A 15912-nucleotide genomic window follows, 5' to 3' on the forward strand; every position below is an offset into this window, starting at 1 on the left:
GGGAGCCCCTGCATGATCGAGATCTGGCCGGGAGACCCTTACCCTCTCGGCGCCACGTACGACGGCGCGGGCACGAACTTCGCGCTGTACACCGAGGCCGCCGACCGCGTGGAGTTGTGCCTGTTCGACGATGCCGACGTCGAGGAGCGCGTGACGCTGACCGAGTGCGAGGGGTTCGTCTGGCACGGTTACCTGCCGGGCGTCGGTCCGGGGCAGCGGTACGGCTACCGGGTGCACGGGCCGTACCAGCCGGCGCGTGGGTTGCGCTGCAACCCGAACAAGCTGCTGATCGACCCGTACGCCAAGGCCATCGAGGGCGGGGTGCGCTGGGACGAGGCGGTGTACGGTTACCCGTTCGGCGAGCCCGACAGCAGGAACGACCACGACTCGGCGCCCTTCGTGCCTAGGTCCGTGGTGATCAACCCGTTCTTCGGATGGGGTCACGACCGCCCGCCCGCCACGCCGTACCACGACACGGTCATCTACGAGGCCCACGTGCGCGGCCTGACGATCGCGCACCCGAAGATCCCCGACCGGATCAAGGGCACGTACGCGGCGCTGGGGCATCCGGAGATCCTCGACCACCTGACGAAGCTGGGGGTCACGGCGCTGGAGCTGATGCCGGTGCACCAGTTCGTGACCGACCAGCACCTGGAGGAGAAGGGCCTCAGCAACTACTGGGGTTACAACACCATCGGCTTCTTCGCCCCGCACAACCGTTACTCCAGCCAGGGCCAGCGGGGCGGGCAGGTGCTGGAGTTCAAGGCGATGGTGCGCAGCCTGCACGAGGCGGGCATCGAGGTGATCCTGGACGTGGTCTACAACCACACCGCCGAGGGCAACCATCTCGGGCCGACGCTGAGCTGGCGGGGGATCGACAACGAGAACTACTACCGGCTGGTCGACGGCGACCAGCGCTACTACATGGACACGACGGGCACCGGCAACAGCCTGTTGATGCGCAGCCCGCACGTCCTTCAGATGATCATGGACAGCCTGCGTTACTGGGTGACCGAGATGCACGTCGACGGCTTCCGCTTCGACCTGGCCTCCACCCTGGCGAGGGAGCTGCACGAGGTCGACAGGCTGAGCGCCTTCTTCGACCTCGTGCAGCAGGACCCGGTGCTCAGCCAGGTGAAGCTGATCGCCGAGCCCTGGGACGTGGGGCCGGGCGGCTACCAGGTCGGCAACTTCCCGTCGCGGTGGACGGAGTGGAACGGCCGGTACCGGGACACCATTCGCGACCTGTGGAGGGGCGAGCCGGCGACGTTGCCGGAGTTCGGCAGCCGCCTGACCGGGTCGAGCGACCTGTACCAGGACGACAGCCGCAGACCCGCCGCCTCCATCAATTTCGTCACATGTCATGACGGGTTCACGCTGAACGACCTCGTCTCCTACAACCACAAGCACAACGAGGCCAACGGCGAGGACAACCACGACGGCGCCGACGACAACAGGTCGTGGAACTGCGGGGTGGAAGGACCGGCCGACACCGCCGTCGAGGCCCTGCGCGAGCAGCAGAAGCGCAACTTCCTGACGACGCTCTTCCTGTCGCAGGGCGTGCCGATGCTCAGCCACGGCGACGAGCTCAACCGCACCCAGCGGGGCAACAACAACGCCTACTGCCAGGACAACGACCTCAGCTGGGTCGACTGGTCGGACGTGCACGGCAACTGGCTGCTGATGGAGTTCACCCAGCGCCTGGCCAAGCTCAGGCGCGAGCATCCCGTCTTCCGCCGCAGGCGCTTCTTCTACGGCAGGCCGGTGCGGGGGCTCAACGACATCGCGTGGCTCACCCCCGAGGGCCAGCCGATGACCGACGCCGACTGGAACGTCGGCTACGCCAGGTCGCTGGCGGTGTTCCTGAACGGGGACGCGATCACCGAGCCCGACAGGCGCGGCCGGCGGATCAAGGACGACTCGTTCCTGCTGCTGTTCAACGCCCACCACGACACCATCGGCTTCACCGTTCCCAAGGACTACGGGGAGATGTGGCTGACCGAGATCGACACCGCGATGCCCATCATCGTGGAGAGCCAGGTGAGCAGGGCGGGGGAGACCGTGCCGGTGGCCGGGCGTTCTGTGCAGGTGATGCGCCGTGTCTAGGCCCGTCTCGACCTACCGGCTGCAGCTAACGCCCGACTTCGGCTTCGCCCGGGTCGCCGAGCTGGCGCCGTACCTGCGCGACCTGGGCGTCAGCCACGTCTACCTCTCGCCGATCCTCCAGGCGGTCCCCGAGTCGAGGCACGGGTACGACGTCACCGACCACTCGCGCATCCGCGAGGAGTTCGGCGGGGCCAAGGGCTTCAAGGAGATGGCCGGGCAACTGGCGGCGCACGATCTGGGCATCGTGGTCGACATCGTGCCCAACCATATGACCGTCCCCGTGCCGGAGTCGGGCAACCTCCAGCTCTGGGAGGTGCTGAAGGACGGCTCGGCGTCGCGTTTCGCCCGGTGGTTCGACATCGACTGGGCCGGCGGGAAGGTCGCGATGCCGGTGATCGGTGACGCGACAGAACCGGTCGAGGACGGCGAGGTCGTGAGATATCACGATCACGAGTTCCCGGTGGGCGGCCACTACCGCCTGGTCGACTGGCGGCAGGGCCCCGGGTACCGGCGCTTCTTCGACGTCTCCAGTCTCATCGGCCTGCGGGTGGAGGACCCTGAGGTCTTCTTCGCCACCCACGAGGTGATCTTCTGGCTGATCGACGAGGGCCTGATCGACGGGTTACGGGTCGACCACCCTGACGGGCTGGCCGACCCGCAGGGCTACCTGGAGGCCCTGCGCCGCAGGAGCGGCGGCCTGTGGACGGTCGTGGAGAAGATCCTCATCGGCGAGGAACGCCTGCCCGAGGAGTGGGCCTGCCACGGCACGACAGGCTACGAAGTGCTCAACCGCGTCACCAGGCTGTTCACCGACGCCTCCCACGAGGCCGAGCTGGTGGGCCTCTACGCCGAGTTCACCGGCTGGCCCGCCGAGTACGAGCCCGTCATGATCGCGGCCAAGCGCGAGGTCGTCGACCTGTTCTTCCAGGCGGAGGTGAGCAGGCTGGCCAGGTCGGCCGGCGTCGACCCGGCCGCGGTCGCGGAGCTGCTCGTGGCCATGCCGGTCTACCGCGCCTACGTCCGCCCCGGCGGCAAGCCGTCGCCGGAGGCCGTCGCCATCGTCCAGCGGGCCGCCGCGAGCTGCTCGCCCGCCGTCCTGTCGCTCGTCGAGCAGGTGCTGTACGGCTCGGCCGACGTGGTCACCCGCTTCCAGCAGACCACGGGCCCGGTGATGGCCAAGGGCGTGGAGGACACGGCCCTGTACCGCTGGTTCCCCCTGTCGTGCCTCAACGAGGTGGGCGGCGAGCCGGATCAGTTCGGCCTCGGCCTCGACGACTTCCACGCCTACGCGGCCACGCTGCGCCCCACGAGCATGACCACGCTCTCCACCCACGACACCAAACGCTCCGAGGACGTGCGCGCCCGCCTGGCCGTCCTGTCGGAGCTGCCGCAGGAGTGGGCGGCGCAGGTGCGCGAGTGGTCGGCTCGGGTGAGCTTCGACCCGCACCTCGACTACCTGGCCTGGCAGAACCTCGCCGCCGCCTGGCCGATCACCGCCGAGCGTTTCACCGACTACCTGCTCAAGGCGGCCAGGGAGGCCAAGACCCGCACCTCGTGGGTACGCCAGGACCACGACTACGAGGAGGGGCTGCGCTCCTTCGCGGCCGAGGCGGTCCGGCTGCCGATCGGCGAGTTCACCGAGCGCCTGGATCCGCACGCGATGGTCAACTCGCTGGGGCAGAAGCTCGTCCAGCTCATGCTGCCCGGCGTGCCCGACGTCTACCAGGGCAACGAGACGACCGACTTCTCCCTGGTCGACCCCGACAACCGCCGCCCGGTCGGCTACCCGCGCGTGCCCGCCTGCGCCTGGGACGAGGCCAAGCTCCGATTGACCCGCCAGGCGCTGCTGCTGCGCCGCAGGCTCGATCCGGCTCTGCCGTACGAGGGGATGGCGGCGGAGGGCGCGGCGGCGGAGCACGTGATCGCCTTCGCGCGCGGGCGGGCCGCCGTCGCGGTGGCCACCCGCCTTCCCGTACGGCTGGCACGGCGCGGCGGCTGGGGCGGCACGAGCCTCATGCTGCCGCCGGGCAGCTGGAGAGACCTCATGACGGGCGCGACACACACCGGCAAGATCCCGCTCGCGCACCTGCTCGGTCGTTATCCTGTCGCACTCCTGGAGAGACATGATCTTTGAAGTCTGGGCGCCACGGGCGTCGCGCGTCGAGATCCTCCCCTGGCAGCGGGAGCTGCGTGCCGAGGGAGGTGGCTGGTGGTCGGTGGAGGTGCCGGAAGCGGGGCACGGCAGCGACTACCGTTACATGATCGACGGCGACGGCCCGTACCCGGACCCGAGATCGCGGCGCCAGCCCGAAGGCATCTTCGGGCCCAGCCGCGTCTACGACCACGCCAGGTTCACCTGGGAGGACCACGAGTGGAAGGGCCGCGACCTGCGCGGCTCGGTGATCTACGAGCTCCACGTGGGCGCCTTCACCCCCGAGGGCACCTTCGCGGCGGCGATCGGCAAGCTGGAGCACCTGGTCGAGCTGGGTGTCGACTTCGTGGAGATCATGCCGGTCGCCCCGGTGCCCGGCGGGCGCAACTGGGGCTACGACGGCGTCGACCTGTACGCGGTGAACGAGACCTACGGCGGCCCCGACGGCCTGAAGATGCTGGTCGACGCCTGCCACCGGGCCGGGCTCGGGGTCATACTCGACGTCGTCTACAACCACTTGGGGCCGTCGGGCAACTTCCTGCATCCCTTCGGGCCCTACCTGACCGGGACCCAGGGGAGCTACTGGGGCGAGGCGGTCAACCTCGACGGGCCGGACTCCGACGAGGTGCGGCGCTACTTCATGGACAACGCCGTTCAGTGGCTGCGTGACTACCACATCGACGGGCTGCGGCTCGACGCCGTGCACGCCCTGCACGACCGGCGGGCCGTGCACTTCCTGGCCGAGCTCGCGGACGAGATCGACGCGCTCTCCTGTCACCTGGGGCGCCCGCTGACCCTGATCGCCGAGTCCGATCTCAACGACCCGCGCATGATCATGCCGCGCGAGGCCGGCGGGTACGGCATGGCGGCCCAGTGGAGCGACGACCTGCACCACGCGATCCACGCCGCGGTGACCGGCGAGAACCACGGCTACTATGCCGACTTCGCGCCGCTGGCCTCGCTGGCCAAGGCGCTGACCAGCGGGTTCGTCCACGATGGTGGATACTCCGGATTCCGCCGCCGCAGCCACGGCAAGCCGTTCACCGGTCCGGGACACCGGCTGGTGTGCTGCTCGCAGAATCACGACCAGATCGGCAACAGGCCGCGCGGCGACCGGATGACGCCCGCGCAGCTGCGCCTGGCCGCCGGGATCCTGCTGGCCTCGCCGTACACACCGATGTTGTTCATGGGGGAGGAGTGGGGGACCCGCAGCCCCTTCCTGTTCTTCACCGACCACGTCGAGCCGGCGCTGCGCGAGGGCGAGGGGGAGCGCCGGCGCCGCGAGTTCGAGGGATTCGGGTATGAATGGGATGCGCCGGACCCGGGCGACGAGGAGAGCTTCCTGCGATCCAAGGTCGACTGGAGCGAGTTGAAGGAGGAGGAGCACTGGTCGCTGCTGTGCTGGTATCGCGACCTGATTGCGCTCCGTAAGGCGCTGCCCGAGCTTACTGACCCGCGCCTTGACCGGGTCAGGGTGGAGTTCGACGAGGCGGCGCGCTGGTTGCGGATGGGCCGGCAGTCACTCTCCGTAGTAGTAAATTTTTGTCCGGATTCTGTGACATTACCCCTCTCTGAGACCCCTATCCTACTGATCGCTGAAGAGGGTGTTTCTGCAGATCAGGGGGCTTTGCGAATACCCGGGCAAAGCATGGTGATCTACCGCTCGGTGACGTGACCGTTATATACGTCCGTAGCTGACTGTTACATTTATCCAGGTACTCTGCCGATTGTCGTCATAGGCGCGTCAAGGGAGTTTCAAGGCGCGAGACGGCGTCAACGTTGCGGGGGTGGCCCACTGATGGGGGCCCTCTGACCCCCGTTCAGCGCGATCGGAGGGTGATGGGCAGGTACCTGCTGCGCAGGTTGGCGATGAATGTCGTCTTGGTGGCGATCGCGGCCAGTCTGGCCTACATGCTCGCCGCCACGACCATGAACCCCCGTGCCTCTTATGAGGGACGCCAGCCGCCGGTTCCCGTGGAAGTGATCGACCGCACGCTCGACAACTACAACCTCAACGACAAGACCCCCGTGCTCGAGCGCTACGTTCGCTGGGCATCGGGCGTGGTCACCGGAGACTTCGGATCGAAGTGGAACGGCGGCTCCGTCGGCGAGGAGATGGGCAGGCGGATCGGGGTCAGCCTCCGGCTGCTGTTCATCGGAACCATCGTCGGGTTCGCCCTGGGCGTCGCGTTGGGCGCCTATTCCGCGGTCAGACAGTACAAGCTCAGCGACCGGGTGATCGGCGTTGGATCCTTCGTGGTCATGGCGATCCCCGTGTTCGTCATGGCCACGATGCTGGCCATCGCGACCTACAACCTCAACCGCGGGCTGGGCTTCACGCTGATCGAGTACACGGGTGAGTACAACCCCAACGTCACCGGCTTCTGGCCGCTGCTGTTCAACCGCCTGAACCACCTGATCCTGCCGACCATCTCGCTGAGCCTGGGCGCCATCGCCTTCTACAGCCGCATCCAGCGCAACATGATGCTCGACGTGCTGGGCCAGGACTTCGTCCGCACGGCCATGGCCAAGGGCCTGCGCCGCCGTACCGCCCTGTTCCGCCACGCGCTGCGCACCGCGCTGATCCCCTCGGCCACCTACTTCGCCTTCGCCTTCGGCACCATGTTCGTCGGCGCCACCTTCACCGAGAAGATCTTCGCCTGGCACGGTATGGGCGCCTGGCTGGTGGACTCCATCCAGCAGAACGACGTCAACTCGGTCGCGGCCGTCGCGCTGTTCACCGCCGCCTGCATCCTCATCGCGGCGTTCATCTCCGACCTGCTGGTGGCGGCCCTCGATCCTCGGGTGCGGGTGAGCTAGATGCGTTCCAAGGTTGTTCTCGGCCGGATGCTCAAGAACCGGCAGGCCCGCTACGGCATGATCGCCTTCGTGGCCCTGGTCCTGCTGGCCTACGTGGGACCGTTCGTCGGCCCCTACGACTGGACTGACAAGGACTTCCTGTCCTTCCTGGTGCCGCCGGGCGGCGACCACTGGTGGGGCACCACCACCATCGGCCAGGACATGTACGCGCTGACGCTGCGCGGCATGCAGAAGTCGATCGTCATCGGCGTGCTGACCGCGCTCATCGCCACCACCCTCGCGGCCATCGTCGGCGCCTTCGCCGGCTACTTCGGCGGCTGGATCGACAAGGCCCTCATGTGGGGCGTCGACCTGCTGCTGGTGCTGCCCTCCTTCCTGGTCATCGCGATCATCTCGCCGCGGCTGAAGGAGAGCTCCTGGCTCTGGTTCGTGGTGCTGCTGGCGGTGTTCACCTGGATGATCACCTCCCGGGTGGTCCGCAGCATGACGCTCTCCCTGCGCGAGCGTGAGTACGTGCAGGCCGCGGTCTACATGGGCATCCCGCGCTGGAAGATCATCCTCAAGCACATCGTGCCCAACCTGTCGTCGCTGCTGATCATCGACTACACGCTCAACGTGAGCGGCGCGGTCATCGGCGAGGCGGCCCTGTCGTTCTTCGGCTTCGGCATCCAGCCGCCCGAGGTCTCCCTCGGCACCCTCATCGCGGAAGGCGCCCGCAACGCCACCGGATACCCGTGGCTGTTCGCCTTCCCCGCCGGACTGCTGGTCCTGCTGGTCCTGAGCATCAACCTCATCGGCGACGGCCTGCGCGACGCACTCGACCCGGGGAGCAATTCTTGAGCCCGATTCTTGAGGTCAACGACCTCACGGTCACCTTCCCCGGCGGCATCCAGGCCGTCCGTGGCGTCAGCTACCAGGTCTCGCGCGGCGAGGTCCTGGGCATCGTGGGCGAGTCGGGATCCGGCAAGTCGGTCACCTCGCTCGCCGTCATGGGCCTGCTGCCCCGCAACGCCGTCGTCAGCGGCTCGGTGAAGCTGCACGGCAAGGAACTGCTGGGCATGGACGAGGGCGACCTCGTCAAGGTGCGCGGCAAGGCGATCAGCATGATCTTCCAGGATCCGCTGTCGGCCTTCACACCCGTCTACACCATCGGCAACCAGCTGGCCGAGGCCGTCCGCATCCACCAGAAGGTGGGCAAGGACGCCGCCGCCAAGAAGGCCGTCGAGCTGCTCGACCTGGTCGGCATCCCGCACCCGGCGATCCGCGCCAAGTCCTTCCCGCACGAGTTCTCCGGCGGTATGCGGCAGCGCGCGATGATCGCCATGGCCATCGCCAACGACCCCGACCTGCTCATCTGCGACGAGCCGACCACCGCGCTCGACGTGACGATCCAGGCCCAGATCCTCGAGGTCCTCAAGACCGCGCAGCAGGAGACCGGCGCCGGCATCGTGATGATCACGCACGACCTCGGCGTCGTCGCCGGCATGGCCGACCGCGTGATGGTCATGTACGCGGGCAAGCCGGTCGAGGAAGGCGCGGTCGACGACATCTACTACCGGCCGCGCATGCCGTACACGATGGGTCTGCTGGCCTCCATCCCGCGCGTCGACGGAGCCGAGGGCCCGCTGGTGCCGATCGAGGGCAACCCGCCCTCGCCCAAGAACCTGCCGACGGGATGCCCCTTCGCGCCGCGCTGCCCGATGCGGGTGGACGCGTGCGAGGAGGAGGAGCCGCCGCTGGTGGCCATCGGCGGCGACCGGCACGTGGCCTGCATCCGCTCCCGCGAGATCGAGCACAAGAACCTCACCGGCCAGGACGTCTTCCCCACCCCGGTCATCGAGCACGCCCCCATCGAGCGGGTGCCGCGCGAGCAGCGCACCACGGTGCTGGAGCTGGAGAACCTCATCAGGCACTACCCCCTGATGAAGGGCGCGGTGTTCAAGCGCCGCGTCGGCACCGTGCACGCGGTCGACGGCATCAGCTTCGACATCGTCGAGGGTGAGACGCTGGCGCTGGTGGGCGAGTCGGGCTGCGGCAAGACCACGACGCTGCAGCAGATCATGCAGCTGCAGCCGCCGCAGGACGGCCGCATCGTGGTGCTCGGCAAGGACAGCTCCAAGCTCGACAAGGGCACGCGCAAGGCCCTGCGCCGCGACCTGCAGATCGTCTTCCAGGACCCGATGGCCGCGCTCGACCCGCGCATGCCGGTGAGCGACATCATCGCCGAGCCGCTGCGCGCCCACGGCCACAAGGACACCGACGCCAAGGTCAAGGAGCTGCTGGAGCTCGTGGGCCTGTCGGCCACCGACGGCGACCGTTACCCGCAGCACTTCTCCGGCGGCCAGCGCCAGCGCATCGGCATCGCCCGCGCGCTCGCGCTGGAGCCGAAGCTGCTGGTGCTCGACGAGCCGGTCTCCGCGCTCGACGTGTCCATCCAGGCGGGTGTCATCAACCTGCTGGAGGACCTGAAGGGCCGCCTGGGTCTTTCGTACCTGTTCGTGGCACACGACCTGGCCGTGGTCCGTCACCTGGCGGACCGGGTCGCGGTCATGTACCTGGGCCGGATCGCCGAGCTCGGCTCGGTGGACCGTGTCTACGACCACCCTGCCCATCCCTACACGCAGGCACTGCTGTCGGCAATTCCGTTGCCCGACCCTGAGATGGAGCGTACGCGTAAGCGCATCCTCCTCGAAGGTGACCTGCCAAGCCCGGCTGACCCCCCATCAGGTTGCCGGTTCCGCACCCGTTGCCCGAAGTTCGCGCGCCTGAGCGAGCACGAGCGGACGCGGTGTGTGGAGGAAGAGCCCGTAGTAATCCGGTTGGCGAACGCTGGCGACCATGGCGCCGCCTGCCACTACGCGGAAGAGATCGAGGTCATCACGGCCTCGGACGATCAGGAGGAACAGTGAAGGTTCGTTACCGGGCCGCGGCGGCGACCGCCGTCCTGGCCATGGCCGTCGCGGCTTGCGGCGGGGGCGGCACCACCACCAACAACAACGGCCAGCCCAACGCCGCCCAGTCTGAGGCGAACAAGAAGATCACCGAGGAGATGCCCGGCATCTCCATCGCCCCGGTCGACTACGCGCAGGTCAAGGACGGCGGCACGCTGACGCTGCCCAAGGGCCAGTGGCCGTCGCAGTGGAACCCGTGGCACGTCGACGGCAACCAGTCCGACACCAACGACATGCTCGAGACCCTGCTGCCGCAGTTCGAGATCTCGAACGACAAGGCCGAGTTCACGGCCAACAAGGACTACCTCGACTCCGTCAACCTGGACACCTCGTCCGGCAAGCAGGTCGTGACCTACAAGATCGCCGAGAAGGCGACCTGGTCCGACGGCACGCCGATCACGTGGGCCGACTTCGAGGCCGCCTGGAAGGCGCAGAACGGCTCGGACAAGAAGTACAAGCCGGCCTCCACCCAGGGCTTCGACCGCATGGAGTCGGTCGTCAAGGGCGCCACCGACAAGGACGTCATCGTGACGTTCAAGGAGAACTACCCCGAGTGGCACGGCCTGTTCAACGGCCTCATCCCGGCGAAGTACCTGTCGGACGTCAAGGAGTACGACAGCGCCTACCTGCAGAAGGTTCCGGTCACCGCCGGCCCCTTCAAGGTGGAGAAGATCGACGAGGCCACCAAGACCCTCACCGTCGTCCGTGACGACAAGTGGTGGGGCCAGAAGGCCAAGCTCGACAAGATCATCTTCCGTGTGATCGAGACCCCGGCCGCCCAGGTCAACGCGTTCGCCAACGGCGAGCTCGACGCCGTCGACATCCCCCCGGGCAGCCCGGCCGACCTCAAGCGCGCCAAGGAAGTCCCCAACGCGGACATCCGCAAGGCCTTCGCGCCGAACTGGCGTCACATCACGGTCAACAACCAGTCCGAGTTCCTCAAGGAGAAGTCGGTCCGGCAGGCCGTCGCCTACGCGATCAACCGTGACGTCATCGCCCAGTCCGACCTGAAGGACATGGACTGGCCGATCGCCACGCTGAACAACCACGTGTTCATGAACAACCACAAGGGTTACGTGGACAACGCCGGTGACCTCGGCAAGTACAACCTCGACAAGGCCAAGCAGCTCCTCGACGCGGCCGGCTGGAAGCAGGAAGGCGAGTACCGGAAGAAGGACGGCAAGGAGTTCTCGCTGAACTTCGTCGTCCCGGCCGGCGTCCCCTACGCCAAGACCGAGGGCGAGCTCACCCAGGCGATGCTGAAGGAGGCGGGGATCAAGCTGACGATCAACGCCGTTCCTGACGACAAGTTCTTCACGGACTTCATCATCAAGGGCGACTTCGACCTGGTGCCGTTCTCCTGGATCGGCACGCCGCAGCCCATCGGTGGCCTGCAGCAGATCTACAAGTCGGGCTCCGAGTCCAACTTCCCGAAGGCCTCCGACCCGGCGGTGGACGCGGCCATCGACGCGGCCGTCGGCGAGATGGACCCGGCCAAGGCGATCGAGCTGGCCAACGCGGCCGACAAGCTGATCTTCGACATGGTGCACACCATCCCGCTGTACCAGCGCCCCGACATCGTGGCGGCCAAGAAGACGCTGGCCAACTACGGCTCGTTCGGGTACCAGTCGGAGGACTGGACCTCGGTCGGCTTCACCGGCTGATCTAGCTCTACCTGAAACCCCTGGCAGGCATCGTCCTGCCGGGGGTTTCCCCTTTGCGGGCCCGCCTTCCCGGCGGCGCCCGCGCCGTGCCCGCCCTGTTTGGGGGCGGTGCTCACTGTTACCGGCGATGCTCGCCCCTTGCCGGCGGTCGGTGATCGCCCCCAGCCCAGTCCCCGCCTTCCCTTCTCTGCCGCGTCCTCTGCCCTTGCCCCCCGTCCTCTGCCCTTGCCCCTGCCCATCCCCCTGCCCATGCCCCTGTCCCTGCCCGTGCCCCTCCCTCCCCCTTCCTCCCTCCCTCTCCCTAGGCCTCACTCACCTCGACAACCTGACACGGCGGCCATTCGAGAGGCTTTGTCCTGTGGAAAACCACCCCCATCCACAGAACCCCATTCGGCCCCCACCACTCGCCCCTCCCTTCCCCATCCTGGGCCCAGTTGCTTTGCTCTGGAGGCCCCGTCATGGAGATCACCTACGCCCTGCCCTCGATGCTGGCGTCACTCTTCGTCGTCGTGCTTGAGCGCTCGCCCCTGGCGGTCGACTCTGTCCTGCCGTGGCGCATAGGCCGCCCCTTCCGGCGACCCGCCCGCGCCGCCCTCGGCAGCCCCCTGCTCACCATCACCCACCACGCCTCCACCTGGCGTCCCGCCGGCGCCGACCTGTCCCCGGAAGACCGCCGCCTCGTCCGCCGCTCCCGCGCCCACGTCCTGGTCTCCTGTACGGCACCGCCCCGCGCCCTGCCCTTCTCCCTCCAGGTGGCCAGAGCCGCAGCCCGCGCCATCTCCTCGGAGGGCACCGGCCTGGTCGTCGACACGATCATCGGCCGCCCCCTCTTCCAATGCGACGGCTGCCCGGCGGAGCGCCCCACCTTCCAGCTGGACGACGAGTGGGTCGCCTGGGACGTCACGGTCAACGACCACGCCACCTGCCCCCCGTGGAACCCCGCCGACCACCTGGCCTGCACCTGCCTGCGCGTCACCACCCGAGGCCTGCGCCGTTTCGCCCTCCCCGAACTCACCCTCGACGGCGCCGCCTGCTCCCACAACCTGTGCGCGGTCACCCTCCTCCGAGCCGTGGCCCAGCAGTTCGTCTCCGACCACTTCGCCTTCCTCACCACCCACCCCGCCGCCACCACCCGCACCATCGACGACCACCTCCTGGTCTCCGCCGATTCCCCCCTCTCATCGGCCCCCTTCCAGGTCCGCCTCACCCCCTGCGAAGACCCCGGCGGCACCCTCGGCCGCCTCCGCGTCCACCCATCCCCAGGAGCCGGCGCCCTCGCATGCCTCAAGGTCGGCCCGCCATCAGGCTTCACCGGCACCCTTAACGAGTGGCTCTGCGCCACCCAACGCGTGGAGCTCACCAGCCACACCGCCCGCACCCAGCCCTCGCCACAGGAGGTGCCATCCCCAAGCCGCCCAAGACTGATCCCCCTCCCGCCCAAGGCCCTGGCGCCACCCCAGCCCCTCATCCCATCTCAGGCCCTCGCTCCACCCCAGCCCCTCGGTCCACCCCAGCCCCTGGCTTCGCCCCAGGCCCAGGGTTCGCCCCAGGCATTCATCTCACCCCAGCCCCTCACCCCATCTCAGGCCCTCGGTCCACTCCAGCCCTTCACCCCTTCCCGGCCCCTCACCCCTTCTCAGCCCTTCGCCCCTCCCCAACCCCACAGCCCACCCCGACCCCCCGCCCTATCCCCGCAGCTCGCGCCCGAACGAGGTCCCCACGCCCGCCTCACGCGGGTGCCACAGCCCGCCCGCCCAACGCAGGTGGCGCAGGCTGGCCCAATGCGGACGGCAGAGATCGGCCTCACGCCGATACCGCAAGGTGGCCCCACAACCGTCGAGCAGGGCAGCCCCGCGCCGGAACCGCACGGCGGCCCCGAGTCAGCACCCCATGGCAGCCCGACCGCAGTGCCACAGAGCGGCTTCGAGTGGCCGGTGCTGCCCGGCGGCTCCGCGCCGGTGCTCTGGGTGAATCCAGCGCCCGTGCCCCCAACCAGCGCGGGGTCGGCACCATCGGCCGGCTCCATGCCAGCGCCGAGGGCCGTGATCGTGCCGGAGGACGCCCATGTGCAAAACGCCGTCGAACCCGTGCGGCGACGCCGGTGGGGTCGCGTTGGCAGGCGCGACGCCGCATGAGCAACCATCCCACTCGCCAGAAGCTGTCGCCTTCTGTACGCACGCGCCTTCTGTACGCACGCGCCTTCTGTGCGTCACGCGTCCCCTGTATGGCACGCGTCCCCTATACGGCACGCGTCCAGCAGTCGCGGACCCAGGCTCCCGGCGATCCCCGGACCAGGCCTTCGACGATTTCGAGCCAGGCGTACGGCAATCAGGGACGCGGAACCCCGGCAAACAACAATGCCGGGTCCGTCGACCCCGAGTACACCAGCCGCGGGCGGAGCAGAAAATCCGCATACGCGGTGGAAGCGGTGGCGCACCAGGTGATGATCTTGGGCAGAGTCACGGCGAACCCAAGCCCGGCCAGCACACACAGCACCGGCCACAGCGTGAACGGCAGCGCCCACGCGTACAGCGGGTAGGCGAGCCCAGCTAGAGACAGCAGCCACCACAGGACCACAGTGAGCGCGCCGCCAGCGGTGACGACGAAGCCGGTGAGACAGAAGGCAAGATTCCGCCATGCACGCGCACCGAAGAGAGCACGGGCGGGGGATCTCTCAGCGAAGGGGGAGGCGAAAGACGTGCGCCCAAGCGCCCCAGGACTGGCAGCGGATGTGTGGAGCCTGACACTGGAGGCACGGGCCGCAACGAAAGCAAAGGGGTCTGCGTAGGGACGAATGTGACGGGCCGTGAGCTCACTGCCGGCCATGCAGGTCAGCGCCAGGACGGCAGGCGCGGCGACGGAGCCGAGAAGGGAAAGCGGTCCGAGACCGGTGGCGAGGAAGGGCAGGAGAAACAGCACCCCGGTCGCCGCGACCCCCGTGGCGGCGACAGCGAAGCGGAAGGCCGCTCCGCTCGTCTCGGAAAGGAGATCCGCTGTGTCCCGGAAGATCGACTGCCCCATGCAGTCAACGGTAGGCAGCGGTGAAGAGCGTAGCCATGACGCCAGCAACCGAGTCAGGGTAGGGAAAACCCCACCATCCGCCTGTACCTGCCACCCCTGTCGCGCCGTTCAGCCGGTGGCGGCGCTCCTCCGCGTTGGCATGCGCGCACGTCAGGACACCGGAGGAGGCGAGGGGCGTGACTCCTGCGTGCAGGTCCGCCGATCGTACGTCCGCCGATCGTACGTCCGCCGGTGGTACGTCCGCCGGTGGTACGTCGGCCGGTGGTACGTCCGCTGGTCGTACGTCGGCTGGCTCGTCCGGTCTCCGCTACCTGTCCGGCCTCTGCGTCACGTCTGCCCTACGCGTCACGTCTGCCCTACGCGTTACGCCCGGCCTACGCGTTACGCCCGGCCTACGCGTTACGCCCGGCCTCTGCGACCGACTGGCCCACGTGACCCGCCCCCGCGCCGCTACAGGTGACGTTCCAGCGACTCCACCTTGCTCGTCATCCCGTCCGTGACCCCCGCCCGGATGTCCGCCTTGAGAACGAGCCCCACCCGAGGCGCCACCTCGCCCACCGCCTCCACAGCCTGCTTGATGACCGCCATGACCTCGTCCCACTCACCCTCGACGGTGGTGAACATGGCGTCGGTGTGGTTCGGCAGTCCGCTGGCGCGGACGACCTTGACGGCGCGGGCGACGGGTTCGGCGACGGCCTCGCCGACGCCGAGCGGGGTGATGGAGAAGGCGACGATCATGCCTTCGATGATACGAACTTCGCCAGCAGCCGCTCCAGCTCCGCCTGTTCGCTTGTCGACAGGGTGGAGAAGATCTGCGCGCTGACCGATGACTGCAACTGCTCGATGGTGACGAGTGCCTCCGTGCCTGCGGGGGTGAGGTCGAGGCGGGTGGCGCGTCGGTCGGCGGGGTCGGGGTGGCGGGTGAGGAGGCCTTCGGATTCGAGGGCGTCCACCAGCGGCGTCACGGCTCGGGCGGTGACGCCCATGGCGGATGCGGCTTCGGCCATCTTGAGGCGCGGCGCGGAGCCGACGGTGGTCAGGAGGCGGACCCTGGCCGGCGACAGGCCGTGCTCGCCGAAGGCGGCGGTGCCGCGCTGGGAGAACAACCGTGAGGCTGCCATCAGAAGTTCTCCGAGACGGGCCGCGTCGGCCATGGACGACTCCTTAGTGAAAGAGGTAATAATGAAAGAGGTAACTA

The 15912-nt window shown here is 68.3% G+C and carries 11 protein-coding genes; 8 read left to right on the forward strand and 3 right to left on the reverse strand.

Going from position 1 to position 15912, the window contains the following annotated elements:
* Positions 1-12 precede the first annotated feature (12 nt).
* The 8 genes from glgX to HNR30_RS21555 all read left to right on the forward strand — a co-directional run bounded on the left by glgX (position 13) and on the right by HNR30_RS21555 (position 13828).
* Positions 13-2106, forward strand: coding sequence for a glycogen debranching protein GlgX (glgX, locus tag HNR30_RS21520; RefSeq protein WP_181611692.1), 2094 nt, complete (start codon positions 13-15; stop codon positions 2104-2106).
* The gene (gene treY, locus HNR30_RS21525) at positions 2099-4240 is read left to right on the forward strand and encodes a malto-oligosyltrehalose synthase (RefSeq protein WP_181611693.1); all 2142 of its coding nucleotides are present in this window, start codon (positions 2099-2101) and stop codon (positions 4238-4240) included. Before glgX ends, treY begins: the two co-directional genes overlap by 8 nt.
* On the forward strand, positions 4230-5933 hold the full coding sequence (gene treZ / locus HNR30_RS21530) for a malto-oligosyltrehalose trehalohydrolase (protein WP_181611694.1): 1704 nt from the start codon (positions 4230-4232) through the stop codon (positions 5931-5933). Before treY ends, treZ begins: the two co-directional genes overlap by 11 nt.
* A gap of 164 nt (positions 5934-6097) precedes the next feature.
* Entirely contained in the window at positions 6098-7078 is a 981-nt protein-coding gene (locus tag HNR30_RS21535; protein ID WP_181611695.1) for an ABC transporter permease, read from the forward strand.
* A complete protein-coding gene (locus tag HNR30_RS21540) occupies positions 7079-7918 on the forward strand; it encodes an ABC transporter permease (RefSeq protein WP_181611696.1) in 840 nt (279 codons plus the stop codon).
* Positions 7915-9987: an ABC transporter ATP-binding protein gene (locus HNR30_RS21545; RefSeq protein WP_181611697.1), complete on the forward strand. Its 2073-nt coding sequence runs from the start codon at positions 7915-7917 to the stop codon at positions 9985-9987. The genes HNR30_RS21540 and HNR30_RS21545 overlap by 4 nt, the downstream gene beginning before the upstream one ends.
* Positions 9984-11693: an ABC transporter family substrate-binding protein gene (locus HNR30_RS21550; protein WP_181611698.1), complete on the forward strand. Its 1710-nt coding sequence runs from the start codon at positions 9984-9986 to the stop codon at positions 11691-11693. Before HNR30_RS21545 ends, HNR30_RS21550 begins: the two co-directional genes overlap by 4 nt.
* 458 nt (positions 11694-12151) lie before the next feature.
* Positions 12152-13828, forward strand: coding sequence for a hypothetical protein (locus tag HNR30_RS21555; protein WP_181611699.1), 1677 nt, complete (start codon positions 12152-12154; stop codon positions 13826-13828).
* Positions 13829-14021: 193 nt separating this feature from the next.
* On the opposite strand, the gene HNR30_RS21560 is transcribed toward HNR30_RS21555, so the two are convergent.
* The 3 genes from HNR30_RS21560 to HNR30_RS21570 all read right to left on the reverse strand — a co-directional run bounded on the left by HNR30_RS21560 (position 14022) and on the right by HNR30_RS21570 (position 15868).
* A complete protein-coding gene (locus HNR30_RS21560) occupies positions 14022-14714 on the reverse strand; it encodes a hypothetical protein (RefSeq protein ID WP_181611700.1) in 693 nt (230 codons plus the stop codon).
* A gap of 450 nt (positions 14715-15164) precedes the next feature.
* Entirely contained in the window at positions 15165-15452 is a 288-nt protein-coding gene (locus HNR30_RS21565) for an MTH1187 family thiamine-binding protein (protein ID WP_181611701.1), read from the reverse strand.
* Positions 15449-15868, reverse strand: a complete 420-nt coding sequence (locus HNR30_RS21570) for a MarR family winged helix-turn-helix transcriptional regulator (protein WP_181611702.1) — start codon at positions 15866-15868, stop codon at positions 15449-15451. Before HNR30_RS21570 ends, HNR30_RS21565 begins: the two co-directional genes overlap by 4 nt.
* Between the last annotated feature and the right edge of the window lie 44 nt (positions 15869-15912).

The sequence above is a fragment of the Nonomuraea soli genome (assembly GCF_013761175.1).
Classification (GTDB): Bacteria; Actinomycetota; Actinomycetes; order Streptosporangiales; family Streptosporangiaceae; genus Nonomuraea; species Nonomuraea soli.

What these genes read in the sequence shown, in the direction of transcription:
- HNR30_RS21560 (WP_181611700.1), bottom strand. Translation starts at nt 14,714, where the DNA reads ATGGGGCAGTCGATCTTCCGGGACACAGCGGATCTCCTTTCCGAGACG.
- HNR30_RS21535 (WP_181611695.1), top strand. Translation starts at nt 6,098, where the DNA reads ATGGGCAGGTACCTGCTGCGCAGGTTGGCGATGAATGTCGTCTTGGTG.
- HNR30_RS21540 (WP_181611696.1), top strand. Translation starts at nt 7,079, where the DNA reads ATGCGTTCCAAGGTTGTTCTCGGCCGGATGCTCAAGAACCGGCAGGCC.
- treZ (WP_181611694.1), top strand. Translation starts at nt 4,230, where the DNA reads ATGATCTTTGAAGTCTGGGCGCCACGGGCGTCGCGCGTCGAGATCCTC.
- glgX (WP_181611692.1), top strand. Translation starts at nt 13, where the DNA reads ATGATCGAGATCTGGCCGGGAGACCCTTACCCTCTCGGCGCCACGTAC.
- HNR30_RS21570 (WP_181611702.1), bottom strand. Translation starts at nt 15,868, where the DNA reads ATGGCCGACGCGGCCCGTCTCGGAGAACTTCTGATGGCAGCCTCACGG.
- HNR30_RS21565 (WP_181611701.1), bottom strand. Translation starts at nt 15,452, where the DNA reads ATGATCGTCGCCTTCTCCATCACCCCGCTCGGCGTCGGCGAGGCCGTC.
- HNR30_RS21555 (WP_181611699.1), top strand. Translation starts at nt 12,152, where the DNA reads ATGGAGATCACCTACGCCCTGCCCTCGATGCTGGCGTCACTCTTCGTC.